23 protein-coding genes are annotated in these 26996 nt (G+C 65.1%); 10 read left to right on the forward strand and 13 right to left on the reverse strand.

What is annotated here, in order from left to right:
• The first annotated feature begins 29 nt into the window (after nt 1-29).
• On the forward strand, nt 30-677 hold the full coding sequence (locus A7Q26_RS25745; RefSeq protein ID WP_066864355.1) for a thermonuclease family protein: 648 nt from the start codon (nt 30-32) through the stop codon (nt 675-677).
• A gap of 349 nt (nt 678-1026) precedes the next feature.
• Here A7Q26_RS25745 and A7Q26_RS21625 read toward each other — a convergent pair whose 3' ends face one another.
• From A7Q26_RS21625 to A7Q26_RS21640, 5 genes are all read right to left on the reverse strand, one after another.
• Nucleotides 1027-1563, reverse strand: a complete 537-nt coding sequence (locus A7Q26_RS21625; RefSeq protein ID WP_066864358.1) for a glycine zipper 2TM domain-containing protein — start codon at nt 1561-1563, stop codon at nt 1027-1029.
• 205 nt (nt 1564-1768) lie between these two features.
• Nucleotides 1769-2023 carry a hypothetical protein gene (locus tag A7Q26_RS24925; protein WP_084439259.1) on the reverse strand — a complete coding sequence of 85 codons (255 nt, stop codon included), beginning with the start codon at nt 2021-2023 and terminating at the stop codon, nt 1769-1771.
• A 152-nt stretch (nt 2024-2175) separates the two neighbouring features.
• Entirely contained in the window at nt 2176-3228 is a 1053-nt protein-coding gene (locus A7Q26_RS21630; RefSeq protein WP_066864361.1) for a ribonucleotide-diphosphate reductase subunit beta, read from the reverse strand.
• Between the two features lie 64 nt (nt 3229-3292).
• Nucleotides 3293-3664, reverse strand: a complete 372-nt coding sequence (locus tag A7Q26_RS21635; RefSeq protein ID WP_066864364.1) for an endonuclease domain-containing protein — start codon at nt 3662-3664, stop codon at nt 3293-3295.
• A 61-nt stretch (nt 3665-3725) separates the two neighbouring features.
• On the reverse strand, nt 3726-5624 hold the full coding sequence (locus A7Q26_RS21640) for a ribonucleoside-diphosphate reductase subunit alpha (protein ID WP_066865250.1): 1899 nt from the start codon (nt 5622-5624) through the stop codon (nt 3726-3728).
• A gap of 630 nt (nt 5625-6254) precedes the next feature.
• Here A7Q26_RS21640 and A7Q26_RS21645 point away from each other — a divergent pair.
• From A7Q26_RS21645 to A7Q26_RS21655, 3 genes are all read left to right on the forward strand, one after another.
• Complete coding sequence (locus A7Q26_RS21645; protein WP_066864367.1) at nt 6255-7775, forward strand: fumarate hydratase; 1521 nt, start codon at nt 6255-6257, stop codon at nt 7773-7775.
• 237 nt (nt 7776-8012) lie between these two features.
• A complete protein-coding gene (locus A7Q26_RS21650; protein ID WP_066864370.1) occupies nt 8013-8261 on the forward strand; it encodes a hypothetical protein in 249 nt (82 codons plus the stop codon).
• Between the two features lie 89 nt (nt 8262-8350).
• Nucleotides 8351-9568 (forward strand): MBL fold metallo-hydrolase, encoded by a 1218-nt coding sequence (locus A7Q26_RS21655; protein WP_066864373.1) that lies wholly within the window; start codon nt 8351-8353, stop codon nt 9566-9568.
• A 9-nt stretch (nt 9569-9577) separates the two neighbouring features.
• Here A7Q26_RS21655 and A7Q26_RS21660 read toward each other — a convergent pair whose 3' ends face one another.
• From A7Q26_RS21660 to A7Q26_RS21670, 3 genes are all read right to left on the reverse strand, one after another.
• Entirely contained in the window at nt 9578-10084 is a 507-nt protein-coding gene (locus A7Q26_RS21660) for a DUF3617 domain-containing protein (protein WP_066864376.1), read from the reverse strand.
• 92 nt (nt 10085-10176) lie between these two features.
• Entirely contained in the window at nt 10177-10413 is a 237-nt protein-coding gene (locus A7Q26_RS21665; RefSeq protein WP_066864379.1) for an HNH endonuclease, read from the reverse strand.
• Nucleotides 10414-10447: 34 nt separating this feature from the next.
• Nucleotides 10448-11017 carry a DUF3617 domain-containing protein gene (locus tag A7Q26_RS21670; RefSeq protein WP_066865253.1) on the reverse strand — a complete coding sequence of 190 codons (570 nt, stop codon included), beginning with the start codon at nt 11015-11017 and terminating at the stop codon, nt 10448-10450.
• A 138-nt stretch (nt 11018-11155) separates the two neighbouring features.
• On the opposite strand from A7Q26_RS21670, the gene A7Q26_RS21675 reads away from it, so the two are divergent.
• Nucleotides 11156-11479: a hypothetical protein gene (locus A7Q26_RS21675; protein ID WP_332308784.1), complete on the forward strand. Its 324-nt coding sequence runs from the start codon at nt 11156-11158 to the stop codon at nt 11477-11479.
• A 141-nt stretch (nt 11480-11620) separates the two neighbouring features.
• Nucleotides 11621-13804, forward strand: a complete 2184-nt coding sequence (uvrB, locus tag A7Q26_RS21680) for an excinuclease ABC subunit UvrB (RefSeq protein WP_066864382.1) — start codon at nt 11621-11623, stop codon at nt 13802-13804.
• Between the two features lie 326 nt (nt 13805-14130).
• Here the strand turns inward: uvrB and A7Q26_RS21685 are convergent, their stop codons facing one another.
• Nucleotides 14131-16794 carry a TonB-dependent receptor gene (locus A7Q26_RS21685; protein ID WP_066864385.1) on the reverse strand — a complete coding sequence of 888 codons (2664 nt, stop codon included), beginning with the start codon at nt 16792-16794 and terminating at the stop codon, nt 14131-14133.
• Between the two features lie 408 nt (nt 16795-17202).
• Here A7Q26_RS21685 and A7Q26_RS21690 point away from each other — a divergent pair, with 408 nt between their 5' ends.
• On the forward strand, nt 17203-19230 hold the full coding sequence (locus A7Q26_RS21690; RefSeq protein ID WP_066864389.1) for a tetratricopeptide repeat-containing sulfotransferase family protein: 2028 nt from the start codon (nt 17203-17205) through the stop codon (nt 19228-19230).
• Between the two features lie 6 nt (nt 19231-19236).
• Here the strand turns inward: A7Q26_RS21690 and fahA are convergent, their stop codons facing one another.
• The 4 genes from fahA to phhA are packed head-to-tail and all read right to left on the reverse strand — an operon-like array spanning nt 19237 to nt 23765.
• Complete coding sequence (gene fahA / locus A7Q26_RS21695; protein ID WP_066864392.1) at nt 19237-20538, reverse strand: fumarylacetoacetase; 1302 nt, start codon at nt 20536-20538, stop codon at nt 19237-19239.
• A complete protein-coding gene (gene hmgA / locus A7Q26_RS21700) occupies nt 20535-21839 on the reverse strand; it encodes a homogentisate 1,2-dioxygenase (RefSeq protein ID WP_066864394.1) in 1305 nt (434 codons plus the stop codon). Before hmgA ends, fahA begins: the two co-directional genes overlap by 4 nt.
• Nucleotides 21840-21852: 13 nt before the next feature.
• A complete protein-coding gene (hppD, locus tag A7Q26_RS21705) occupies nt 21853-22899 on the reverse strand; it encodes a 4-hydroxyphenylpyruvate dioxygenase (protein WP_066864396.1) in 1047 nt (348 codons plus the stop codon).
• Complete coding sequence (gene phhA / locus A7Q26_RS21710; RefSeq protein ID WP_066864399.1) at nt 22896-23765, reverse strand: phenylalanine 4-monooxygenase; 870 nt, start codon at nt 23763-23765, stop codon at nt 22896-22898. The genes hppD and phhA overlap by 4 nt, the downstream gene beginning before the upstream one ends.
• A gap of 95 nt (nt 23766-23860) precedes the next feature.
• Here phhA and A7Q26_RS21715 point away from each other — a divergent pair, with 95 nt between their 5' ends.
• The 3 genes from A7Q26_RS21715 (at nt 23861) to rpoN (ending at nt 26958) form a co-directional block, all read left to right on the forward strand.
• On the forward strand, nt 23861-24334 hold the full coding sequence (locus A7Q26_RS21715; RefSeq protein WP_066864402.1) for an Lrp/AsnC family transcriptional regulator: 474 nt from the start codon (nt 23861-23863) through the stop codon (nt 24332-24334).
• Between the two features lie 155 nt (nt 24335-24489).
• Nucleotides 24490-25275 (forward strand): LPS export ABC transporter ATP-binding protein, encoded by a 786-nt coding sequence (gene lptB, locus A7Q26_RS21720; protein ID WP_066864405.1) that lies wholly within the window; start codon nt 24490-24492, stop codon nt 25273-25275.
• Nucleotides 25276-25425: 150 nt separating this feature from the next.
• A complete protein-coding gene (gene rpoN / locus A7Q26_RS21725; RefSeq protein ID WP_066864408.1) occupies nt 25426-26958 on the forward strand; it encodes an RNA polymerase factor sigma-54 in 1533 nt (510 codons plus the stop codon).
• Nucleotides 26959-26996: the final 38 nt, after the last annotated feature.

A 26996-nucleotide genomic window follows, 5' to 3' on the forward strand; every position in this document is an offset into this window, starting at 1 on the left:
GTTTGCCAACGGGCCGTTAGCATGGCGGCATGGCAAGACGAGAGACAGGTCGGCAGGCGCCGTCGCGCAAGGGCAGGGTGCAGCAGGCCTGGCTGGCTCAGGCGCGGAGCGGCGGCCAGAGCGCGCGATACCAGCGGCCACGGCGAAGCAAGGGTTTCAGCGGTCCCGCGCTGATCTACACCTTGTGCCTGGGCTTGCTGCTGGGCTGGTACGGGCCGGGCTGGGTCGAACGGATCGACGAGGCCGGGGTGCATGTCCCGACGCTGCGCCTGCCCGGCGACATCCATCTCCCCGGCACCCGCTCCACCCAGGCCCGATCCGCCGACCTGCTGTCGGCCGATTTCGGTTTCTGCCATAGGGGCGGTGGAACCAACTGCGTGGTCGACGGCGACACATTCTGGTTCCGGGGCGAGAAATATCGCGTCGCCGACATCGACACCCCCGAGACCCATGGGCCGCGCTGCGCGGCGGAAGGCGAACTGGGCGCGCAGGCGACGCGGCGCTTGCAGGCTCTGATGAACGCAGGCCCGTTCTCGCTGGAGAGCGGCGATCGCGACACAGACCGCTATGGCCGCGCGCTGCGCGTGGTGACGCGGGAGGGCGAATCGATCGGCGGCATGATGGTCGCCGAAGGGCTGGCCCGCAGCTGGGACGGCAGCCGCCATCCCTGGTGCTAGCGCCGATCGACATTCAGCCCTGACGGGCTGCAAATTATGGGAACCGGTTTTCACATTGAGCGATAGCTCTGGTAAGTCGCGCCTTCCCGTATATCGGACTGAATGCAACGCAGTCTCGAATGGAATGATGTCGAGCGACCTGTGTGGCCCCAGGCGCGATCAGGCCTGGCACGAGGACGGGTCGACAGTTCGGGGCTTGCGCCTGCTTCGCCCGGCAGCTTCGGCACGCGCGCCGTTGCGCGGGCGGATGACATGGCATGACCGGAACGCGCGACCGCAAGTCTCGGCCCGCGGGCTCCGGCTTTTTGGTGACGCATCACTGTTTCGGACGATGCGCCTAGTCAGCGGATCAGCGGCAGCTGACCCCGCCACGGTCGATCTCGCGGCCCAGCAATGCGCCCGCGCCGCCGCCGATCAGGATGCCAGCGATGTTGGACTGGCCGCGATCGATCTGGCTGCCGAGCAGGCCGCCGATCGCCGCGCCGACGATCAGGCCGGTGGTGCCATCCGACCGGCGGCAATAATAGCGGTCGTCATAGCCGCGATAGATGCGGGTGCGGCGATCGACGCGGATCGGGGCATAGCCGTCGCGATAATAGCGGTCCGGCCGATAATAGCGGCCATAGCGCGGATCGGGCCGGTTATAGTCATAGGCGTAGACGACGCGGCCGGGACGGCGATAATCGTCGCGGCGGCTCTGGCGCCAGTCGCGATCGACATGCTTGCCACCATGCTTCCAGTCGCCCCGGCCATGACCGGGATTGCCATGGCGACCATGGCCGCGGCCGTTGCCGGGATCGGCAAAGGCCGGGGTCGCGACGATGCCGGTCAGCGTCATCGCGCCGAGCGAAAAGGCCGCGATGGCCTGTTTCAGCGAAAAACTCATGGGTGAGGCTCCTTCCCTCGATAATGATAATCGATCGTAGAACCCATGGGCGTGACAAATGTTGCATGAACGGAACAAAACCGGCCGTTCAGCCGGGGGACAGGCGGCGAGCGCGGACAAATGGCGGGGCGGATCGGTAATCGGGCGGGCGGTGACGATGACTGCGTGCGCGCCAAAAATCGGGAGCATGGATCGGAAGCAGCGATTAGGTAGCCATCCCACCTCCCGCGCCTTCCGGGGCCGAGAAAGTGACCGGACTCGTCAGCACGACGCGATCCAGTCGGGCGTCATTCTGGCAGCGATGGCAATAGGCGTGGTCGAAGGCCACGCCCAATAGCCAGTCCTGCGCCTCCACATTCCATTCCGCCCATGCGTCGCGGGTGACATGATCGCTACCACAGACGTGGCAGATATAGGCGTGTCGGACAGAGGCGGGGTGAGGTGTGGCTGGCTCGGTCATGCGGTGAGCATAAACGCGACTTGCGCCGTTTTGGCGGGATGTTGATCCGTTATGGACACATCGCCCTGCGTCTTGCGGGCGCAGGCGCATCCTCGCTCCCGATCAACCGAAAGGCGGCACCGTCACGGCGGAGCCGCCTTTCGCTTTTCTCTTCACTCCGCCGCGATGCCGGCAGCCTTGAACATGTCGGGGCCTTCATCGTCGGCGTTGGCGGCGGCGTCGCCCTTGACCTTCTGACGGCGGTCGAAGGCGTCCCAGACGTCGTTCCACTGGCCGCGGGTCGCCGCCTTCGAATATTCGGTCGCGCGGGTTTCGAAGAAATTGGCGTGCTCCACGCCGTTCAGCAGCGGGGTCAGCCAGGGCAGCGGATGCTCGTCGATCATGTAGATGGGTTTCAGGCCCAGCTGCCCCAGGCGCCAGTCGGCGATGTAGCGGACATATTTCTTGATGTCCTTGGGCGTCATGCCCGGCACCGGACCCATTTCGAACACCAGGTCGACGAAGGCGTCCTCGATGCGGACGGTCTTCTGGCACATGTCCATGATGTCGTCCTTGACCGATGCGGTCAGGCAGTCGCGTTCCTTCACGAAGGCGTGGAACAGGCGGATGATGCCTTCGCAATGCAGCGTCTCGTCGCGGACCGACCAGCTGACGATCTGGCCCATGCCCTTCATCTTGTTGAAGCGCGGGAAGTTCATCAGCATGGCGAAGCTGGCGAAGAGCTGGAGCCCTTCGGTGAAGCCGCCGAACATGGCCAGCGTCTTGGCGATGTCCTCGTCCGTGTCGACGCCGAACTGCTGCAGATAGTCGTGTTTGTCCTTCATCTCCTTATACTGCATGAAGGCGCTATATTCGCTCTCGGGCATCCCGATCGTGTCGAGCAGGTGCGAGTAGGCGGCGATGTGGACGGTTTCCATGTTGCTGAACGCGGTCAGCATCATCTTGACCTCGGTCGGCTTGAACACGCGGCCATATTTCTCGTGGTAGCAATCCTGCACCTCGACGTCGGCCTGGGTGAAGAAGCGGAAAATCTGGGTCAGCAGGTTGCGCTCATGGTCGCTGAGCTTCTGCGCCCAGTCGCGGCAATCCTCGCCCAAGGGCACTTCCTCGGGCAGCCAGTGGAGCTGCTGCTGGCGCTTCCAATATTCATAGGCCCAAGGATATTCGAAGGGCTTGTAGACCTTGCTGGCTTGAAGAAGGGGCATGGTGGGTTACTCCGCGAAATCTGTTCTTCCCCTCTCCCACCGGGAGAGGGAGGGGCCCGCGCCGTCAGGCGTGGGAGGGTGAGGGCGAAAGGCGCGCCGCGATGACCGCTACGACGCCGTCGATATTGTCCATGACTTCATGGTTCCAGAAACGCAGGACTTGGTAGCCCTGCGCCTCGAAATAGCCGGTGCGGTCAGCATCCTGTTCGATGCTGTTCGCATGGGTCGCGCCGTCGACCTCGACGACCAGTCCAGCCGAGAAGCAGAGGAAATCCGCGACATAGGCACCGTGCGGCACCTGACGGCGAAACTTCACACCGGCGAGTTTTTCGCGCAGCGCGACCCAGAGGCGCTTTTCCGCATCGGTGGCGTTGCGGCGCAGGGTGCGGGCGCGAGCCACTGACCCCGAAGGAAGATCGCGATAGTTGCGCATCATCCTCACCCTTCCGCCGCTGCGCGGCTCCCTCCCTCTCCTGAAAGGAGAGGGAATTACAACCTTACTGACAGGCAAGACACTCGTCATAGTCGGTGGTCTCGCCGATTTCGAACTTGGGCGCGTCGATCGTGTTGTCGGCTTCCACGCCACCGGCGAAGCCCGCGCGCTGGACCGATTTCGACCGCAGATAATAGAGCGACTTGATGCCCAGTTCCCAGGCGCGGAAGTGGAGCATGAGCAGATCCCATTTCTCCACGTCGGCCGGAATGAAGAGATTGAGCGACTGCGCCTGGTCGATATAGGGGGTGCGATCCGCCGCGAGTTCGAGCAGCCAGCGCTGGTCGATCTCGAAGCTGGTCTTGAACACATCCTTTTCTTCCGGGGTCAGGAAGTCGAGATGCTGGACCGATCCGCCCTTTTCCAGGATCGAGTTCCACACGGCCGTGCTGTCCTTGGCCTTGGCGACCAGCAGCTTTTCCAGATAGGGATTCTTGACCGCGAAGCTGCCCGACAGCGTCTTGTGGGTGTAGATATTGGCCGGGATCGGCTCGATGCAGGCCGATGCGCCGCCGCAGATGATGCTGATCGACGCGGTGGGCGCGATCGCCATCTTGCAGCTGAACCGCTCCATCACGCCCTGGTCTGCGGCGTCCGGGCACGGCCCGCGCTCCTGCGCCAGCATCATCGACGCCTCGTTCACCTTGGCGTTGATATGCTTGAAGATGCGCAGATTCCACGATTTGGCCATGGCGCCTTCGAACGGAATGTTGCGCGCCTGGAGGAAGCTGTGGAAGCCCATGACGCCCAGGCCGACCGAGCGTTCGCGCATGGCGCTATATTTGGCGCGCGCCATTTCCGGCGGGGCGCGGTCGATATAGTCCTGCAGCACATTGTCGAGGAAGCGCATGATGTCTTCCGCGAAGGTCGGATGATCCTTCCACTCGTCCCAGGTTTCCAGGTTCATGGAGGAGAGGCAGCAGACCGCCGTGCGATCATTGCCGAGATGGTCGCGACCCGTCGGCAGGGTGATTTCGGAGCAGAGGTTGGAGGTCGAGACCTTCAGCCCCAGGTCGCGGTGATGCTTGGGCATCATCCGGTTCACCGTGTCGTTGAAGACGATGTACGGCTCGCCGGTGGCCAGGCGCACTTCGACCAGCTTCTGGAACAGGGCGCGGGCGTTGACGGTGCCACGGACCGACTGATCCTTGGGGCTGCGCAGGTGGAATTCGGCGCCGTCGCGCACCGCCTCCATGAACTCGTCGGTCAGCAGCACGCCATGGTGCAGGTTCAGCGCCTTGCGGTTGAAGTCGCCGCTGGTCTTGCGGATTTCCAGAAACTCCTCGATCTCCGGGTGGGAGATGTCGAGATAGCAGGCGGCAGAGCCACGGCGCAGGCTGCCCTGGCTGATCGCGAGAGTCAGCGAATCCATCACCCGGACGAAGGGGATGATGCCGCTGGTCTTGCCGTTGAGGCCGACCGGCTCGCCGATGCCGCGGACATTGCCCCAATAGGTGCCGATGCCGCCGCCGCGCGAGGCGAGCCAGACATTCTCGTTCCAGGTGTTGACGATGCCTTCCAGGCTGTCGTCCACCGAATTGAGATAGCAGCTGATCGGCAGGCCACGCCCGGTGCCGCCATTAGACAGGACAGGCGTCGCCGGCATGAACCAGAGCTTCGAGATATAGTCATAGACGCGCTGTGCGTGGGGCGCATCGTCCGCATAGGCGGCCGCGACGCGCGCGAAGAGATCCTGGTAGGATTCGCCGGGCAGCAGATAGCGGTCGTTCAGCGTATCCTTGCCGAATTCGGTCAGCAGCGCATCGCGCGACGCGTCGGTCGTGACGTGGAAACGCCGCGCCTGCACCGCGGAGGAGGAAAGGGGCTCCGAGGACAGGGGCTCGGCCGCCGGGGCGGGCGCGGGCTTGTTCGTCTCGATCGCTGCTTCCAATATTTCGTCCATCACCGTCGCCACGTCGCCAGCACCTGTCTGTTCACTGTCCCGAAAATCCATTGCGAGTCCCCAATGTTCCTGTTCCGTTCGATTCGGTCAAGCCGGGGTGCGAGCAAGCGCACATCCTAGCATGAACCGCACCGCGCAGGCACGGAAATGGGCCCAACCGGGCGGATCGCGGGGGCGAAAACGCCCCTGCGCCGGAAAAGCATCCGGCGACACGATCACAACCTGTTGGGGAACCCCCGTTAACCCGATACAAGGGATAGTGCCACAGCCGCTTTCAGGCGCAAGAGGGTAAATGACGTTTCGGCGACTCTGTTTGCCGCTGATCCGATTCATTTCATCGCCGCTCCGGCACGCCGCATCGCAGCGACGCGCGGACTTTCCTTTGCTCCGCAAAAGGCAAGGGGGAGGATGGCGGAGATAAAATAAATTTGGCTTGCCACGCAAATGCGTAGGGGGCGGTTTCGGCCCCGCCGCCACCCGGCCCATCATCGGGCGGCCGCCCGGCGGCAGGCCCGCGCCCCTGCCCGAATCATGCGCGCCAAATCTGGACTCGGGCCCGCAAAGTCCTATAGCCGCGCCTTGCCAGGCGCCGCTGTGCAGAGGCGGGCCGCAAGATAGGGACCAGGGTAGATGACCGTCATCAAGACCGCCGATCTGATCGAGAGCGTCGCCGACGCGCTCCAGTTCATCAGCTATTACCACCCGATGGATTATATCCGCGCGCTGGGCAAAGCCTATGAGGCCGAAGCCAATCCGGCGGCGAAGGACGCCATCGCCCAGATCCTGACCAACAGCCGCATGTGCGCGGAGGGGCATCGCCCGATCTGCCAGGACACCGGCATCGTCAACGTCTTCGTCAAATGGGGCATGGATTGCCGCCTGGACGATAACAGCCGCTCGATGCAGGACGTCATCGACGAGGGCGTGCGCCGCGCCTACCTCAATCCCGAAAATCGCCTGCGCGCGTCGATCCTGAAAGACCCGGCTTTCTCGCGCCAGAACACCAGGGACAACACGCCCTGCGTGCTGAATGTCGAGATGGTGCCGGGCAACAAGGTGATCGTCGACGTCGCCGCCAAGGGCGGCGGTTCGGAAAACAAGACCAAGTTCAAGATGATGAACCCCAGCGATTCGATCGTCGACTGGGTGCTGGAGATGGTGCCGCAGATGGGCGCGGGCTGGTGCCCGCCCGGCATGTTGGGCATCGGCATCGGCGGCACCGCGGAAAAGGCGGTGGCGCTGGCCAAGGAAAGCCTGATGGACCCGATCGACATGGGCGAATTGAAGGCCCGTGGTCCGCAGAACAAGATCGAGGAACTGCGCATCGAGATTTTCGACAAGGTCAATGCGCTGGGCATCGGCGCGCAGGGCCTGGGCGGCCTAGCCACCGTGCTCGACATCAAGATTCACGACTATCCCTGCCATGCGGCGGGCAAGCCGGTGGCGATGATCCCCAATTGCGCCGCCACGCGCCACGCGCATTTCACGCTGGACGGGTCGGGACCGGCCTATCTGGAAGCGCCCAAGCTCAGCGAATGGCCGCAGGTCGACTGGAAGCCGAGCAAGGAAGCGATCCGCGTCGATCTCGACACGCTGACGCCCGAAGTCGTGCAGAGCTGGAAGCATGGCGACCGCCTGCTGCTCAACGGCAAGATGCTGACCGGCCGCGACGCCGCGCACAAGCGGATCGCGGACATGCTGGCCGCCGGGGAACAGCTGCCGGTCGATTTCAAGGGCCGCGTCATCTATTATGTCGGTCCGGTCGACCCGGTGCGTGACGAGGTGGTCGGCCCCGCCGGTCCCACCACCGCGACCCGCATGGACAAGTTCATGGACATGATGCTGGAACAGGGGCTGGCCGCCTGCGTCGGCAAGGCCGAACGCGGCCCGGCGGCGACGGACAGCATCGCCAAGCACAAGAGCGCCTATCTGATGGCGGTCGGCGGCGCGGCCTATCTGGTCGCCCGCGCGATCAAGCAATCCAGGGTCGTCGGCTTCGAGGATCTGGGCATGGAAGCCATCTACGAATTCACCGTGGAGGACATGCCGGTCACCGTGGCCGTCGATAGCGAGGGCCAGAATGTCCACCGCCTCGCCCCGCTGGTGTGGCAGGAAAAGATCAAGCGGGAAGGCCTGCTGGAAAAGGCATGACCTTCCCTTCCTCCCCATCGCAAGATGGGGAGGGCAACCATGTGCGCAGCACAATGCAGGACCGGCGATGCGATCCGGCAAAAGGGCAGAGCCTCGGGCAGGCGCGCAAACTCGGGGGCGCACCCTCCCCGCTTCGCGCGCGGCCGATCAAACTGACTGATCCTGGTCAAGCGCCAGGAACTCCCACCGTCGCCCCGCATTCTCCCCGGCACCCCCTTCCTGCCGGAGCATCCCCTCATGTCCTTTACCCAGCTCGATCCGCCCTTGCCCGTCCATGTGGAAGGCAAGGGCAAGGGCTATGCCTTTGCCGTCATCGACTATGGGCAGGAGCATAATCTGATCTGGGTGACGGGGCTGAGCGATTCCGGGGAAATCTGGTGCGCGCCCAATCCGCTGGTGCGGTTGCAGGGCAACTGGTCCATGGGCCGCGACCTGCCTTATGCGTCGGCCCGGTCCAACGGCGGGACGGCGATCAAGCCGAGCTGACCGGCACGCAGGCGCGCGCCAAGTCCGCACGCCCTTGTCCTGCCGGCGCCTTGCGCTATGTCGCTGCTGCACGGATCGCAGGGAGCAGCATGAACCGCCTCATCAGCATCATCAGAGGCGCGGGCATCGGGCTGCTGTTCCTGGTCATCGCGCTCTGCCTGGCGATCACGCTCGTTCCGCCCTTTCTGGACCGCATCTATCATGACGGGCCGGTCAGCCGCCATTATGACGGCGCTCATTTCTTCAACCCCGACGGCGCGATCGAAACGCCCGCGCCGCCCGGCACCAGCCGGCAGGGCTTCCTCTTCCGCTGGCTGCTGGACGCGGACGACCGGCCGCCCTGGCCCGTCGCCATCGCCGTCAAGCCCAGCCGCCCCGCCCCCTTCGCCGCGCCGCGCGGCATGGTGGCGACCTGGGTCGGCCATGCGACGGTGCTGGTGCAGGCGGCCGGGCTCAACATCCTGGCCGATCCGATCTGGTCCGATCATGCCAGCCCCTTTCCGCCGATCGGGCCGAAACGGATCGCGCGGCCGGGCATCCGTTTCGACGACCTGCCCCGCATCGACCTGGTCATCATCAGCCACAATCATTACGACCATATGGACCTGCCCACGCTGAAACGGCTGTGGGATCGGGACCGGCCGAAGATCGTCACCAGCCTGGGCAACGAGGCGATATTGAAGCGGGAGGGCATCCCCGCGACCGCGCTCGACTGGGGCCAGTCGGTCAGCGGCGCGGCGCTCAACGGGCTGGCGCCCGATGCCGTCATCCAGTGCGGTCATTATGAACATTGCCCCGACTATCGCGTCCATGTGACCCGCAACCATCACTGGAGCAGCCGCTGGGGCGCCGACCGCAACCGCGCGCTCTGGTCCAGCTTCGTCATCGAAACGCGCGCGGGCAACATCTTCTTCGCCGGCGACACCGGCGCGGGCGACATGGGCTGGCCCTATGAGGCCCGGCGGATCGGCCCGATCCGCTTGGCGCTGATCCCGATCGGCGCCTTCCGCTTCTGGAAAGGGCAGATGCAGTCGGACGCCCATCTCGGTCCGATGCAGGCGGTGGAGCTGTTCCGGCGTCTGGGCGCATCGACCGCCATCCCCATCCATTGGGGCACGTTCCGCCTCTCCTACGAACAATGGGACACGCCGCCCCGGATGCTGGAGCTGGCGCTGCGCTGCGAGGGGATAGAGCGGCGGCGCTTCGCCCCCCTGCGGATCGGGCAGTCGCTGCTGGTCCCGACCGTCAGCCCGGTCGTGCCGGGGCGCAGAAAATGCGACGAGCGGGCGATCCGCGCGCTGGAGTGACGCGGCCGGTCAGGAGGGCGAGGGGCAGTCGCCGACCCGACGGCCAGTCAGGTCATGGGTGGTGCGCAGCACCGGCTGTCCACTCTCGGTCTTCGTCATCGTCGATCCGAGCGTCAGCATGTCGGCGGTATAATTGCCCTCTACCGCGATTTCGGAGGTGCCCGCCCCGGCCTTGCAGCTCAGCGTGGCGATCAACCGACCCTTGCGCGCCATCTTGTCCTTGTAAGTGCATTCCGTCCCTTCCGCTCCGACGAGGGCGTTGGGGTCGGGCAGGCCGTCCTTGTCCACGGCGATGCACAGCTTGTCCTCGCTGACCTGCTTCAGCGCTTCCTGATATTCGGCCGGGGTGACGGTGGGGGTATTATAGCCGGTGGTCTTGCGGGTCAGCGCCCATTGCCCCGCCTGCATGACGACGGGCGCCTCCTCGGCCTCCGGCGCGGGCGCGGGATCACTGCCGCAGGCGGCCAGGCCAAGGGTCAACGCCAGCGGCAAGGCCGCCTGCACAGTCATTCGCATATCCTCTCCCTGTGTTCTCGTCACGGAACGGGTGCAGGCTCTACGCCTCGCCCGCAAAGCGCAAGGGGGAATCGGCGCAACCCGCCCCCCCATCATCGCCGGGGCCGGGTGGGTGCGTGGAAATCGGGCGGCTTGCCCCCGACCCAGGCAAGGAAGCGGGCGATGACCGGGTGCGCGCGCAACGCCTGCCGGTCGGTATAGCTCCGCGCCAGTTCGGCATTGGCCAGCGTCGCATGGATGGTGCGGTGGCAGATCGGGTGCAGCGGCACCACGTCGCGCCCGCCCCGGCTCCGGGGCAGCGGATGATGCCACTCGACCCGGCGGCCCATCGGCCGGTCGCAGAGCCAGCAGCGCTCCGACGCGTCAGGTCTCACTGCCCGGCGGGCACTCCGGCCCGATCCACTTGCCCTCCGACCGCGCGGTCATCGCCATAGTCATGCCCTGGGGACCGCCCGCCATCTTCATGTCCATGTCCATGCTATAGTGTTCGGGCGCATAGCGGCCCGACATGGTGGCGTTCATCGTGCCGCCCTCCGACTTGCACGACACCTGTCCCTTGACCGCGCCGTCCTTCGCCTCGAACCCGCCATAGGTGCAATTCCTGTTCTCCTTGCCGGAGAACATCTCACCCCCCGGATTGGCGGCCTCCTCGGGCGTCACGCAATATTTGAGCGAGGTCTGGCTCATCATGCTCTTCATCTGCTCCTTCATCCCCGCCGGCGCGCCGGGCATGGCGGACAGGTCGATATCCTGGATGGTGAAGCGGCCTTCCCACTGGCCGGGCCTGAGCTGGACCTTGTCGACCTGCGCCTTCACCTCCGCCTTGCTCATGGCGTCGGTGGCGGCGATGTCCCCCGGCTTGTCGCCGGGCTTGTCGCCACAGGCGGCCAGCGCGCCCGTCAGAACCGCGAGCATCAAGACTGTCCGGCGCATGATCATCCCTCCCTGCATCCCTGACCGGGCCCGACCATAACAGCGTCGCGCGCCGGTTCAATGACATGGGACACATGCTGCAAATGTTCTTTATTTGTTCTTATCAGGCTGTTATCGGTGTCGTGAAACTTTGGGGCTTTGATTTGCTGGGGCTACTGCTCAACGACATCGGGGGGAGAACTGGCCCACATCGTCGGCGGCGATCCTGATGGCGTCTTTCTCTATGTCGAGATCGGCGACCGGTGGATCGATACGAGCGTCTTCAAGGATGCAGGCGATGTGGTTCGTTCCATACGGAACAGCGACGAGCTTGCGAATCTTCTCTGGGATGCGTGGTACGCCGAGTCCGGGGAAGGTGGGATCAAGCGCTGGTCGATCATGGAATATGACGTCAAAGACAACAAGTGCGACGCCATCTTCGAATATCCCGACGAAGTTGACGTGGAAGTGGTCGATGACTGAACGCCGCCAGGCCGCCCTGCGCGCGCGCTTCGGCGACAAGCCGGTCGTCTATCCGCCACCGCCCAGGGGCGCGTTCGAACTGAAACCCTGACCATCGCGACGCGGATTGCGTCGCCCGCCAAAGACACCATATTCGCCCCCATGTCGATTCAGATCCGCACCACGCTCGATGAACCGGAAACCGGCGCAGGCTTCGTGCCCCATCGCCCCGCCCGCCCTGAAAAAAGCGAGGGTGGCCGGCCCTTCACCCTGGTCAGCGATTATGAGCCGTCGGGGGACCAGCGCACCGCGATCCCCGAACTGGTCGAACAGGCGCTGGCGGGGGAGAAGGACCAGGTGCTGCTCGGCGTCACCGGCTCCGGCAAGACCTTCACCATGGCCAAGGTGATCGAGGCGTTGCAGCGCCCTGCGCTGATCCTGGCGCCCAACAAGATCCTCGCGGCGCAGCTCTATGGGGAGTTCAAGAGCTTCTTCCCCGACAATGCGGTCGAATATTTCGTCAGCTATTACGATTATTACCAGCCCGAAGCCTATGTGCCGCGCTCCGACACTTATATCGAGAAGGAATCGAGCGTTAACGAGAGCATCGACCGGATGCGCCATTCCGCCACCCGCGCGTTGCTGGAGCGGGACGATGTCATCATCGTGGCGTCGGTCTCCTGCCTCTACGGTATCGGATCGGTCGAAACCTATTCGGCGATGACCTTCTCGATGAAGAAGGGCGGGATCGAGGACCAGCGCGAGATCATCCGCAAGCTGGTGGCCCTCCAGTATAAGCGCAATGACGCGGGCTTCGCGCGCGGCAATTTCCGCGTGAAGGGCGACAATCTGGAGATTTTCCCGTCCCACTATGAGGATACCGCCTGGCGCGTCAGCTTCTTCGGCAACGAGATAGAGGAGATCGTCGAATTCGATCCCCTGACCGGCAGGAAGGTCGCCAGCCTCGACTATGTGAAAGTCTTTCCCAACAGCCACCATGTTACCCCCGGCCCGACGCTCAAGCAGGCGATGGAGGCGATCCGCCATGAACTGGCCGAACGGCTCAAGGAACTGGTGGCGGAGGGCAAGCTGCTGGAGGCGCAGCGGCTGGAGCAGCGCACCAATTTCGACCTGGAGATGATCGCCGCGACGGGAAGCTGCGCAGGGATCGAGAATTACAGTCGTTTTCTGACCGGCCGCCTGCCCGGCGAGCCGCCGCCGACCCTGTTCGAATATCTCCCTGAAAATGCCGTGCTGTTCGTGGACGAAAGCCACCAGACCGTGCCGCAGATCGGCGCGATGGCGCGCGGCGACCATCGGCGCAAGATCACGCTGGCCGAATATGGCTTTCGCCTGCCCAGCTGCATCGACAACCGCCCGCTGCGCTTCAACGAATGGGACGCGATGCGGCCGCAGACGGTCAGCGTCTCCGCGACCCCCGGCCCGTGGGAAATGGAGCAGACCGGCGGCGTGTTCAGCGAGCAGGTGATCCGTCCCACCGGACTCATCGACCCGCCGGTCGAGATCAAGCCGGTCGAGGACCAGGTGGACGACCTCATCAACGAATGTCGCAAGGTCGCCGCGCAGGGCTATCGCACGCTCGTCACCACGCTGACCAAGCGCATGGCCGAAGACCTCACCGAATTCATGCACGAGGCCGGGATCAAGGTCCGCTACATGCACAGCGACGTCGAGACGCTGGAGCGCATCGAGCTGATCCGCGACCTCCGGCTCGGCGTCTATGACGTGCTGATCGGCATCAACCTGCTGCGCGAGGGGCTGGACATTCCCGAATGCGGGCTGGTGGCGATCCTGGACGCGGACAAGGAAGGCTTCCTGCGCTCCGAAACCTCGCTGATCCAGACGATCGGCCGCGCGGCCCGCAACGTCGAGGGGCGCGTGATCCTCTATGCCGACCGCATCACCGGCAGCATGGAGCGGGCGCTCAACGAAACCAGCCGCCGCCGCGAGAAGCAGGAAGCCTATAACCGCGAACATGGCATCACGCCGACCACGATCAAGCGCAACATCGGCGACATCATCGCCCATGTCGCGTCCAAGGATCAGGTGACGGTCGACACCGGGCTGGAGGATCGCCCCCACCTCGTCGGCCACAATCTGCGCGCCTATATCGAGGATCTGGAAAAGAAGATGCGCGCCGCCGCCGCCGATCTGGAGTTCGAGGAAGCCGGCCGCATCCGGGACGAGATCCGCAAGCTGGAGGCGGAGGAACTGGGCCTGCCGGCGGAGCAGCAGGTGGCCGCCCCACGCGGCCGCGCGACCGAGGGCAAGCCGGGCACGCGGAAGCTGCGATACGGCAAGGTGCAGAAGAAGTTCGGACGGTAGAGGCGCGCTGGATTCAAGCCTTTCATCATCCCTTGCCTTGAGCCCGGCTCGATCGGCTTCCCCGCTCATGGCAGACGCTCGCCGAGCAGCCCCGGCGCATCATGTCCCTTGGACCGCGACAATGGGCCATGGGTTCTGATTGATGCGCCTTGATATTACAGGGGCACTTCTGGCCGCTGCCGGATCGGATTTCCGTTCGCATGACCTCGTCGACAATCGGCCGGGCCAGTGGGCAACATCAGACGCGCCCCGCTCTCACGCCCCCGGAAAGCCGACCGCCGCCGGGCCTCTCGACCGGGCGGCGCATCGTCGTCCGTGCTCCAGGCTCAGAATTTCTGGCCGAAGCGGATGCCGAAAAATTGCGGCCGGATCGTGAAGGTGCGTGACGATCCCGCGCAGAAGTCGATCGAGCAGAAGGTGTTTTTGGTCAGCTGCCCGCGCTTGTCGAAGGCGTTTTGCAGGAACAGGGTCAGGCTCCAATTGTCCTTCTTGAGGCCGCCGGAAAAGTCGAAGCTGACGAAACCCTTGGTGTTGCCCAGCAAGGCGTTGCTGTCGACATTCAGATCCTGCGTCGCTCCCGTCTGGTAGAGGGCGGCGCCCTGCAGAAAGGCCCGATAGTCGCCGAAATCCGTGTCATAGCGGACCGAGGTCGTGCCCTTGAATTTGGGCTGACGCGGCAGGCGCGTTCCGTCATCGGCAGCGACGGACGGGATCGGCGGGTTCGCGCCGACATCGACGCCGGGCGCGCAACTGGTCAGCTGACTGATCGCGGTTCCTGCGGCGTTGAGCGCGAAATTGCAGAAATCGCCCTTCAGCTTGCCATCATTATAGGCGCCCGATGTCGATATGGTGAAGCGGCCGAGCTTCAGGTCGGCGTCATATTCGATGCCCTTGACCACGGCCTTGCCGGCATTGCCGGTCATGCCCGCACCCTGCGCGCCCGCGACCACCACGCTATACTGGATATTGTTCCATTTCTCGTAATAGACGGCGGCATTGAACCGGAAGACGTTGTTCCAGGTCGTCTTCACGCCCAGTTCGAAATTGGTCAGCGTCTCGGACTCGAACGGCGCCACGTCGACGATCCTGCCAAGGCTGCGGATGCGCAGCGGACGGTTGTAGCCGCCGGGGCGGAAGCCGGTCGAATAGTTGAAATAGACCATCTTGTCGGGCTGGAACTGCCAGTCGAGCGCGATCTTGTGGGTTTCGCCATCCTCCTTGTATCGCCCGGCTCCATCGGCGGCGTTGACGTTGGTGTTGAGGCAGGTCAGGCGCTGCGTGGCCGACAGCGGCGTCGTGCAGCCCACGCCCGCCGCCGATCCCGCTACGCCGGCAAAGCCCTTCACCTTATAGTCGGTCCAGAAATAGCGGATGCCGCCGGTCAGCTTCAGCGTCGGGGTGATGTTGTAATGGCCTTCGGCGAAGACCGCCTTGTCATGATAGAGCTGGTCCTGCTCGACGATGTAGAAGCCGTCGCTCTTCACCGCCTGCGTTCCCAGCAACATCGTGCCGAGCGGATTGCCGTTCGGATTGATGACGTCGCTGGTGTCGAAATAGGGATTGCCGTCGTCATCATAGGCGATGCCGTACATGGCCGGCACGCCGATCAATCCGCCGGGAACATCGCCGCCCCCGGTCGCGGTGTAGCCGGTGATCGTGTCCAGCCCACGAATGGCATAATAGGTGTTCAGCTCATTCTTCTGCCGCTGGTAGAAACCGCCGATAGTCACGTCGAAAGGCCAGTCCTTGGGCGTGCTGATCCGCAATTCCTGGGTGAACTTGTCGCGGTGCGTGTCGGCATGATAATATTGCGTCGGGTCGATCAGCGAACATTGCTGCGACGCGCCCGACCCGGTGCAATTGTCGAAAAATTGCAGATAGCTTTCATAGCCCGGCCCGAACCCGTCATAGGTGACGGTGTAATAGGTATAGTCGTTGAGCGTGCGCGTCCGGCGCTTGAAATAGCCGGTCGCCGAAACGACCTCCCAGTCGCCGATATGCCCGTGGATGCTCATCGCCGCCTGATACCAGCGGTCGTCATTCTTGGTCTGGTCATAGTCATGGACTTCCAGATCGCCGACGCGCGGATCATAGCCGAAATAGCCGCGCGCCACCTGCTTTTGCGCGGTGATCGACGGGTTGAACGACCAGCCGGCGACCGGCTCCCACAAGAGTTGCAGCCGCCCGCCAAATTCCCTGATCGTGTTGTAATCGTCCTTGGCGATGTCGCTATTGTCGAGATTGAGGACGGTGTTGGGGTTGTTGTCGCCCAGATTATAGACCGCCGGCGACCCGTCGTTGAGCAGTCCGTTGTTGGGCGTGTTGTCGATATAGCCGCCTTCGCGCCGATAATAGCCCATGGCGCGCACCGCCAGCGTGTCGCTCAACGGCACGTTGACGAAGGATTCCAGCTGCCCACCGAAATCGCCCTTGCCATATTTATTGGCTTCGACGTCATAGCCGAACTCGAACTTGTCCAGCGTCGGCTTGTTGGTGATCAGGCGGATGGTGCCGGCCAGCGATCCGGCGCCATAGAGCGTACCCTGCGGCCCGGACAGCGCCTCGACACGCTCCATGTCATAGGCATGGATATCGGGCACTTCGGTGCCGGTGATGGGGATGTCGTCCAGATAATAGCCGACCGAGGCATAGGCGCCGCCCGCCGGTACGATGCCGCGGAAGAACGCGGTGTTGCGACCCGGTCCGATGCCCTCGAACGACACCGACGGCAGCAGCGCGGCGAAATCGCTCAGCCCCTTGACCTGCCGTTCCGCCAGCTTTTCCGCGCCCAGCGCCTGCATGGAGATCGGCACCTTCTGGATGCTCTGCGCGCTGCGCGTCGCGGTCACCACGATCTCGCCCAGGCCCTGCTCGTCGCCGGGCGTCGATATGGCCGGATCGACGGCGGCCTGATCGGCCGCTTCGGCGGAAAGGGCCATGCCGGGGGAACCAAGCCCCGCCAGGATGGTGGTCACGCCCAGTATCTTCATCAAATGCGACCGGCGATGAGACTGGCTTTTCATTCTGTTCGACTCCCCCTGTAGAAACGAGCCTCCCGTTTTCCTCTCCCCGTCCACGGTTCGCCCGTGTTGTTATGACGCGTTGCATCATGCCCGGACGGGCACATGCGACCTTGACCTTCGCAAGCACACACAACTCCGCGACCGGAACCTGCAATCGGCCCGGAGCCTGCCGCGGAACCATGCGGCATCCTCGATAAATGCAACTACCCCTTGGACTTCGGTCATTCAGGACGGTTGTCCAGCTTTGATAATGCGACAACGAAAGCAGGAGTCAACAGCTTAGTTGCTCCTTCGTTACACAGATTTCCGGATCATCATTGCGCAGTCGCACAATGCCGGTCATTGTGCGTTCACGAAAGGAAATAGGACAGCCATATGGATGTTGCTCCGCGCGGCGCCGGCCTTGCCACCCGGCCCCTTCCGCTGGACCGGGCGCTCGCCAGTGCGGCGCGGCGGCTCGACACCGACCCGGCCGGCGCGCTGGAGGAGGCCGAAGCGATCCTGCGCCAGGCCCGCGGCCTGCCGCCGGCGGAACTCATCGCCGGCCAGGCGCTGCGACGCCTCGGTCAACCACAGGTCGCACTCGCGCGCCTCGCCACTCTCGCCCGCCGCCAGCCGCGCGTGCCCGCCATCCTGTGGGAACTGGCGCAGGCCGCCAGCGAAGCAGGCGACACCGGCGGCGCCATCGCCGCGCTGGAAGAACTGGCGCGGCAGCAGCCGGGCGTGGCTGGCGGCTGGTTCCTGCTTGCCGCCCAACTGCGCAAGGCCGGCCGCGACGAGCAGGCGTGGCGCGCGGACCTGTCGGGCGTCCATGCCGCCTCGCGCGACCCAACCCTGCTCGAAGCGGCGATGGCGATGAACGAAGGCCGCCTTGACGACGCCGAAGCCCGGCTGGCCGGGCGCGACGATCCCCCCGCCATCCGCCTCGGCGGCGAAATCCAGTGGCGGCGCGGCGACATGAACCAGGCGCTCGCGCTGGTCGAACGCGCCGTGACCCTCGCCCCCGGCTTCGATCTGGCGCGCGATTTCCTTATCCGCCTGCTGCTCCAGAACAACCGCCTGCCCGAAGCGCTGGCCCATGCCGACATACTGACCCAATCCCCGCTCAGGCATCCGGGCTACGACCTCATCAAGGCGTCCGTGCTGGTGCGCCTCGGCGATCAGGAGGGCGCCTGCGCCCTCTATGAAAGGCTGCTGGCGCAAAAGCCCGACCAGCCGCAGGTCTGGCAGAATCTGGGCCATGCGCTCAAGACGCTGGGACGCCAGGCCGACGCCATCCACGCCTACCGGCAGGCCGTGACGCATCAGCCGACCATGGGGGAGGCCTGGTGGAGCCTCGCCAACCTCAAGACGGTGACGCTCGGCGCCGACGACATCGCCACGATGGAAAGCGCGCTTGCGACGTTGGAACCGGACGCCGCCAGCCGACGGGAGGATATATTCCACCTCCATTTCTCGCTGGGCAAGGCGCATGAGGATGCGAAGGCCCACGCCGCCGCCTTCGCCCATTATGACCGGGGCAACCGCCTGCGCCGCGCCATGATCCTGCACGATGCGGACGCCTTCGCCGCCGAGGTGCAGGCGGCGACATCGACATTCACCGCCCCCTTCCTCGCCGAACGGAGCGCAGGCGGATGTCCCGCGGCCGACCCGATCTTCATCGTCGGCCTGCCGCGCGCCGGGTCGACGCTGGTGGAACAGATCCTCGCCAGCCACAGCCAGGTCGAAGGCACGATGGAACTGCCGGAGATGATGATTATCGCCAGCCGGCTCCAATCGCGCGTGGACGAAGGCGAATTTCCCGATTTCCGGGCGATGGTCGCCGCGCTCTCGCCCGCCGACCGGCTGCGCCTGGGCGAGGAATATCTCGACCGCACCCGCATCCACCGCCACAGCGGCACGCCCCATTATATCGACAAGATGCCCAACAATTGGCAGCATGTCGGCCTCATCCATCTCATCCTGCCCAACGCGCGCATCATCGACGCGCGCCGTCATCCGATGGGTTGCTGCTTTTCGGGCTGGAAACAGCATTTCGCGCGCGGTCAGGCCTTCACCTACGATCTCACCGACATCGGCCTCTATTATCGCGCCTATGTCGACCATATGGCGGCCATCGACGCCGCGCTGCCCGGCCGCGTCCATCGCGTCCTCTATGAACGCATGGTCGCCGACACGCCGGGGGAAGTGGCGCGCCTGCTCGACCATCTGCGCCTGCCGTTCGAGGAGGAATGCCTCGCCTTCTGGCGCAACAAGCGGGCGGTCCGCACCGCCAGCTCCGAACAGGTGCGCCAGCCCATCTTCACCGACGGCATCGACCAGTGGCGCAATTTCGCGCCCTGGCTGGGGCCGCTGGAGGAAGCGCTGGGACCGGCGCTTGCCACCTGGTCCGACGCGCCCTGACGCCCGTCACCGCGCCGGCAGCACCCGCGCCCGGCACGCGCCAAAGCCGATCGGCACCGCACCCACCGCTTCGCCGCGCGCGCGCAGCGTCACCTCGTCCCCGTCCTCCAGGAAGGTCCGGGTCTCGCCGGTCGGCAGCGCGATCGGCTCGCGCCCGCCGCTGCTCAGCTCCATCATGCTGCCATAGCCCGCCCGCTCCGGCGCAGAGATGGTGCCGGTGCCGAGCAGATCGCCCGGCTGGAGGTTGCAGCCGTTTGATGCATGGTGCGTCACGATCTGCTGCACCGTCCAATACATGTTGCTCGCCGGTCCCCGGCTCAGCCGCAGCGGCGCCAGCCCCGCGTCGCGCATCGCCGCGCTGGTCAGTTCCACTTCCAGCACCAGCCCCAGCGCGCCACGCGCCTGGTCGTCCGCGTCGCCCAGATAGGCCAGAGGCGCGGGATCGCCCTCCGGTCGCGCCGGCTGGGCGATGCGGAATGGCGCGAGCGCTTCGGGCGTCACCACCCAGGGCGAAATGGTCGAATGGAAATTCTTGGCCAGGAACGGTCCCAGCGGCTGATATTCCCAAGCCTGGAAATCGCGCGCGGACCAGTCGTTGAGCAGGCAGAAACCGGCGATATGGTCGGCCGCCTGCGCGATCGGGATCGGCGTGCCAAGATCATTGCCTGGCCCGATCCACACCCCCAGCTCCAGCTCATAGTCGAGCCGCGCCGTCGGACCGAACAGCGGCGCGTCGGCCTCCGGCGGCTTGCGCTGACCGCAAGGGCGCACCAGCGGCTCGCCCGACGGCCGCACCGACGAGGCCCGGCCATGATAGCCGATCGGCACATATTTATAATTGGGCAGCAGGGGATTATCGGGCCGGAACTGGCGGCCGATATTGTTGGCATGATGGATGCCGACATAGAAGTCGGTGTAGTCGCCGATCCGCGCGGGCAGATGCAGCGTGCAGTCCGCCGCGTCATGCAGCATCGGCTCGATCCGCGCGCGATGAGCCTGATCGGACAGCAGGTCGCTCAGTCGGTGCCGCAATGCCCCGCGTTCCGCCGCCGGCAGCGCCATCAGCCCGTTCAGCGTTTCGCCCGCGCACAGCGGCGCGACGTCGGCGGGCAGCAGGCCCTCGCGCGCGCAGGCGACCAGGTCTAGGATCGCGTCGCCGATCGCCACTCCGGCGCGCGGATGCGTCCCCTCGGTCGAGAAGATGCCAAAGGGCAGGTTCTGCACCGGAAAATCGCCATGGCCCTGCGCGCTCGCGACCCAGCTGGTCCGCCTGGGGGCGTGCGTCGCGTCGATCGTCCACCAGCTCATCGTGGCAGCTCCGCCTTGGGGAAACCCTGCCAGCAATCGTCATAGTCATCCTGCAACAACGGCGTCTCCATCGCCCAGCGCGTCGGGCGCAGGGGGTATCGGCTCTCGATCATGAAGGCCATCGTCTCCTCTATCCTCTGTGGCGCCAACGTCGCCATGCTTGCCTTGCGCCAGCTGTCCACGTCCGGCCCATGCGCGCCCATCATATTGTGCAGGCTCCCGCCGCCGGGCGCAAAGCCGCCCGCCTTGGCGTCATAGGCGCCATGCAGCAGCCCCATATATTCGCTCATGATATTGCGGTGAAACCAGGGCGGCCGGAAACTGTCCTCCGCCACCATCCAGCGCGGCGGGAAGATCACGAAGTCGGCATTTGCGGTGCCGGGCGTGTCGCTGGGACTGGTCAGCACGGTGAAGATGGACGGGTCGGGATGGTCGAAACTCACCGTCCCCATGACGTTGAAGCGGGACAGGTCATAGCGCCAGGGCGCCAGATTGCCGTGCCACGCCACCACGTCGAACGGGCTATGGTCCAGCGCGCTCGTCCAGAGCGCCCCCATATATTTCTGCACGACCTCCGTCCGTCGCTCGACATCCTCGAACGCCGCGCCCGGCGTCTCGAAATCGCGGGCATTGGCAAGCCCATTGGACCCGATCGGCCCCAGTTCGGGCAGGCGGAACAGCGCGCCATGATTTTCGCAGACATAGCCGCGCGCCGCCCCGTCGGGCAGTTCGACGCGGAAACGCACCCCGCGCGGCACCAGCGCCACCTGCAAGGGCGCTACATCCATCACCCCCATTTCGGTGACGATGCGCAGCGCGCCCTGCTGCGGCAGGATCAGCATCTCGCCATCGGCGGAAAAGAAGGCGCGATCGACCATCGACCGGCTCGCGGCATAGAGATGGATGGCGCAGCCGGCGCCCGCCGCCACATCGCCATTGCCCGCGACCGTCACCAGCCCGTCGATAAAATCCACACCCTCCCCCGCCGCGTCGGGCAGCGGGTTCCAGCGCAGCCGGTTGGGCGAAGGCGGCGCCTCGTCGAACGGCGCCGACCGGATCGATGTCTCACGCCCATAGGGCCGGAACGGCGGATGCCCCGCGCTCGGCCGCATCCGGTAGAGCCAGCTGCGCCGGTTCTCCGCGCGCGGCGCGGTGAAGGCCGTGCCCGACAGCTGCTCGGCATAGAGGCCGAAGGCGGGCTGCTGCGGCGAATTGCGCCCCTGCGGCAACGCGCCCGCCACCGCCTCGCTGGCATGATGATTGGCGAAGCCGGAGAGATAGGGTCCGGGGGAACAGGCCATGTCGCCGCCTCGCCTACGCATCCACCGTCACGACGCCGCGCCGGATCTGGTCCAGTTCGATGCTTTCGAACAGCGCCTGGAAATTGCCGTTGCCAAAGCCCTCATTGCCCTTGCGCTGGATGATCTCGAAGAAGATCGGCCCGAACATGTTTTCGGTGAATATCTGCAACAATATCCCCTCCCGCTCGACATCGCCGTCGATCAGGATGCGGTTCTTCCTCAGCCGCTCCAGATCCTCGCCATGGCCGGGCACGCGCTTGTCGACCAGCTCATAATAGGTCTCGATCGTGTCCTGGAGCCGCACGCCGCGCGCCCGCAGCCGCTCGACCGTATCGTAAATGTCGTCGGTGGTCAGCGCCAGATGCTGGATGCCCTCGCCATGATAGTCGCGGATGAACTCCTCGATCTGGCTCCTGTCGTCCTGGCTCTCGTTGAGCGGGATGCGGATCGCCCGGTCCGGCGCGATCATCGCCTGGCTGGTGAGGCCGGTCGCCTTGCCCTTGATGTCGAAGAATTTCTGCTCCTCGAAGCCGAAAAGGGTGCGGTAGAATTCGCTCCACACCCGCATCTGCCCGCGCCGGACATTGTGGGTCAGATGGTCGAGCAGGTCGAGGCCGACATTGTTCGCCGCCTCCTTTTCCCGCCAGCCGGGAAACTCGGCCCAGTCGGCATAGGGATCGCCCCCGTCCGGCATGAAATAGAGATAGGCGCCGCCAATCCCCTCGATGACGGTGTCGTCCTCCTCGGTCGCCTTCGCGCCATTGTCCAACGCCCATTTGAGCGCCGCTTCGGGGTTCGCCACGCGAAAGGCCATGGCGCTCGCCGACGGCCCGTGCACGCCCCGGAACGCCGCCACGCGGCCGGCATCGTCGCGGTTCAGCATCAGGTTGATCCGCCCCTGCTTGTAGCGGGTGATGTTCTTCACCGGATGACGGTGCGTCGCGGTAAAGCCCAGCTGTTCGAACTGCGCCGCCATCGCCTCCGGGTCGGGGGAGGTGAACTCGACAAACTCGAACCCGTTGAGGCCCAGAGGATTGGCGGGCGGATTATCGGCGGTCATGAAAGCTCCTCTTCCTTCTTCTGTGCATAGGCCTGGGTGCCGCGCGTCAGCACGCGGTCGCCCGGCAGGATGGCGTCGGTGTCGAGATCGGGCAGCCCCGCCAGATCGGCATAGAGCGGCGCGAAGTCGGCACCGGTCGTCTGCGCCAGCAGCTGCTCGAAACTGTCGATCACGAAATAGCTCTGCTGGAAATCGTCGATCCGGTAGCGGGTACGCATGATGCGCTTGAGATCGAAACCGATCCGGTTGGGGGACGGATCTTCCAGCGCGAAATGCGATTCGGCGTTGGAGGAGACGATCCCCGCGCCATAGAGGCGCAGCCCTTGCGGAGTGTCGATCAGCCCGAACTCGACCGTATACCAATAGAGCCGCGCCAGCTTCTCGATCGCGCCCAGCCCGTCCGCGCGCAGCCCGCCCCGGCCATAGGCCTGCATATAGTCGGCAAAGACCGGGTTCGCGAGCAGCGGCACATGGCCGAACACGTCATGGAAGATGTCCGGCTCCTCCAGATAATCTTCCTGGCTCGGCGTGCGGATGAAACGCCCGGCGGGAAAGCGGCGATTGGCAAGATGATCGAAGAAGAGCCGATCGGGCACCAGCCCCGGCACCGCGACCACCTGCCACCCCGTCGCCGGCATCAGCCGTTCGTTGAGCGCGCGGAAATCGGGAATGCCCGGCCGGTCCATGCGCAATATGTCGAGCCCCGCCAGAAATTCGGGGACGACCCGCCCTTCCAGCATGTGCGCCTGCCGTTCGAACAGCCGGTCCCACATGGCATGGTCGGCCGCGTCATAGCGGTCCCAGTCCTGCGGGATGGTCCAGTCCTCCGCCGCGTGGGCGGGACGATCGGCTGCGTCCTTCTCCATGACCGGGATGGTCGCAAAGAATCCCTGAAAATGCTTTTCAAAATGATGAAATCACGCCTGATGATCGACTATATCTTTCATGATATACAAATTTTATGACCGATCTTCTCACGCTCGATGCACTCGACCGCCGCATCCTGACCGAGCTTCAGCGCGACGCGACGCTCAGCAATGCCGACCTCGCCGAACGGGTGGGCAGCACCGGCCCCTCCTGCTGGCGCCGCGTCCGCGCGCTTCAGGAACAGGGCATATTGCGCCGCGCTGTCTGGCTCGCCGACCCGCGCGGGCTGGGCCAGGGCGTCACCGTCCTTTGCCATGTCCGCATGAAGGAATTTTCGGGCGAGGCCATCGCCGCCTTCGAGCATTTCGTGCGCGGGCACGAACAGGTGATGGAATGCTATTCGATGTCGGGCGAGTGGGACTATCTGCTGCGCGTCGTCGCGTCGGACGTCGCCGACTATGAGCATTTCCTGATGCGTACCCTGCTCAAACATCCTTCGGTGGCGGGCGCCTCGTCCCAGTTCGCCCTCTCCACCACCAAATATGAAACCGCCCTGCCGGTCCGGTAACTCCGGTAACGGAGCAGCCGCGCCGGACGCGCTCCCGCCACGCCACGCCCATTTTCTCCTTGCTCCCACGACGTTACCATGCACAAAGCTTGCCAATCGCCCTTGGGCTGCCAATTTACCCCCGCGAGCCTCCATGGCGCGTAAGGAATGACAGGATGCACGACGTGACGACCCAGGACCGGCCGAACCCGGCCTATCCCCCAGCGCCCCAGGAAGTGGGCGACGGCCTGTCGGTCATCTCGATCGCCAAAAGCTATGACAAGCGCGTCGTTCTGTCCGATGTCTCGCTGACCGTGGGCAAGGGCGAGGTGGTCGGCCTGCTCGGCCCCAACGGCGCGGGCAAGACGACCTGCTTCTATTCGGTGATGGGCCTCGTCCGCCCCGATCGCGGCCGCATCGTGCTCGACGGGCAGGACATCACCGGCCTGCCCATGTATCGCCGCGCGATCCTGGGGCTGGGCTATCTGCCCCAGGAAACCTCGATTTTCCGGGGCCTCAGCGTCGCGCAGAATATCGGCGCGGTGCTGGAACTGGCGGAGCCGGACAAGTATGCGCGGGCCGCCCGGCTCGAACAGCTGCTCGACGAATTCGGCCTCACCCGCTTGAGGGATTCGTCCGCCATGGCGCTGTCGGGCGGTGAACGCCGCCGCTGCGAGATCGCCCGCGCGCTGGCCGCCAATCCCTCGATCGTCCTGCTCGACGAGCCGTTCGCTGGCATCGACCCGCTCTCGATCGCCGACATTCGTGACCTGGTGAAGGATTTGAAGACGCGCGGCATCGGCGTTCTCATCACCGACCATAATGTCCGCGAGACGCTGGAAATCGTCGACCGGGCCTGCATCATCTATGGTGGTCAGGTGCTCTTTGCCGGCAACCCGACCGAACTGGTCGCCAATGCCGACGTCCGCCGCCTTTATCTGGGCGAGAATTTCCAGTTGTAAGATGCGAGGGGGCGCTCCTTTCATGCCGCACCGGCTCGCACCCCCACCCGGTCGTTCCATGTCAGTAGCCTATGGGCGGCCGGGTGGGGATGGGGGCCGGTGCGGCTCCCAAATGCGCCCTTACGCGCATTTTGGCGAAAGAGAACGATAATGGCGCTCGGCCCACGCCTCGACATCCGCCAGAGCCAGTCTCTGGTGATGACGCCGCAGCTCCAGCAGGCGATCAAGCTGCTGGCGCTCTCCAACCTGGAGATCGAGGCGTTCGTCGCGGGCGAGCTGGAAAAGAACCCGCTGCTCGAAACCGGCGGCGATGACGCAATGCCCGCGCCCGACGGCATCGACCGCGACCTGGACCGTCCCGCGCTCGCCGCCGAAACCGGCGCCAGTGACGATCTGATCGCGCAGGGGCTGGGCGGCGCGGACAGCCCGCTCGATGTCGACCATGGCGCCGACATCTTCATCGACGATGGCCCCGGCGACCGCATGGCAGGCGAAGCCGGGCCGATGGGAGGCGCGGGCGGCGGCGGCATGGACGCGCTCTCGGGCGGCTATGGCGACGAAGCGCCCGACTTCGACAGCTTCGCCGCGCCCGACGCGAGCCTCCAGGAACATCTGATGGACCAGGCGCGCGCCGCCCTGTCGGGCATGGACCTGCTCATCGCCAGCCAGCTGATCGGCCAGATCAGCGAGGCGGGCTATCTGGAGGCGAACCTGCTGGCCACCGCCCATGGCCTGGGCGTGCCGCTCCATGATGTGGAGCGGGTGCTGGGCGTCATCCACAGCTTCGATCCCACCGGCGTGGGCGCGCGCTCGCTCGCCGAATGCCTCGCGCTCCAGGCGAAGGAGGCGGACCGCCACGATCCCTGCATGGCGCGGCTGCTCGCCAATCTCGACCTGCTCGCCAGGGGCGCCCTGCCGCAGCTGCGCCGCATCTGCGGCGTGGACGAGGAGGACATGGCCGACATGATCGCCGAATTGCGCGGCTATGATCCCAAGCCCGGCCTGCGCTTTTCCGGCGATCGCGCGGCCCCGGTGACGCCGGACCTGTTCGTGCGCGCCACCCGCGACGGCTGGGCGATCGAGATCAACAACGCCACATTGCCTCGCCTGCTCATCAACCGCAGCTATTATATCGAGCTGTCCACGGGCAAGCAGGACAAGGCCGGCAAGGCCTGGCTCGCCGACTGCCTCGCCAGCGCCAACTGGCTGGTGAAGGCGCTCGACCAGCGGCAGAAGACGATCATCAAGGTGGCGAGCGAGATATTGCGCCAGCAGGAGGCGTTCTTCCACCAAGGCGTCGCGCACTTGAAGCCGTTGACGCTCAAGGCCGTGGCCGACGCGATCGGGATGCACGAATCCACAGTCAGCCGCGTCACCTCCAACAAATATCTGGCCTGCCCGCGCGGCCTCTACGAACTCAAATATTTCTTCACCAGCGGCGTTGCGGCGTCGGGCGGCGATGGCGGATCGGTTTCGGCCGAAGCGGTGAAAAGCCACATCAAGGCGCTGATCGCCGCCGAAGACCCGCAGGCGATCCTGTCCGACGACACGTTGGTCGACCTGCTCCGCGCCAAGGGCATGGACATCGCCCGCCGCACCGTCGCCAAATATCGCGAGGCCATGGGCATCGGCTCGTCGGTGCAGCGCCGGCGGCAGAAGGCGCTCAAGGGCAAGGCAGCCTGAAACGGTACGCGGTCGGGCACCGGGGACGGGCCGGCAAC

Source organism: Sphingobium sp. TCM1, assembly GCF_001650725.1.
Classification (GTDB): Bacteria; Pseudomonadota; Alphaproteobacteria; order Sphingomonadales; family Sphingomonadaceae; genus Sphingobium.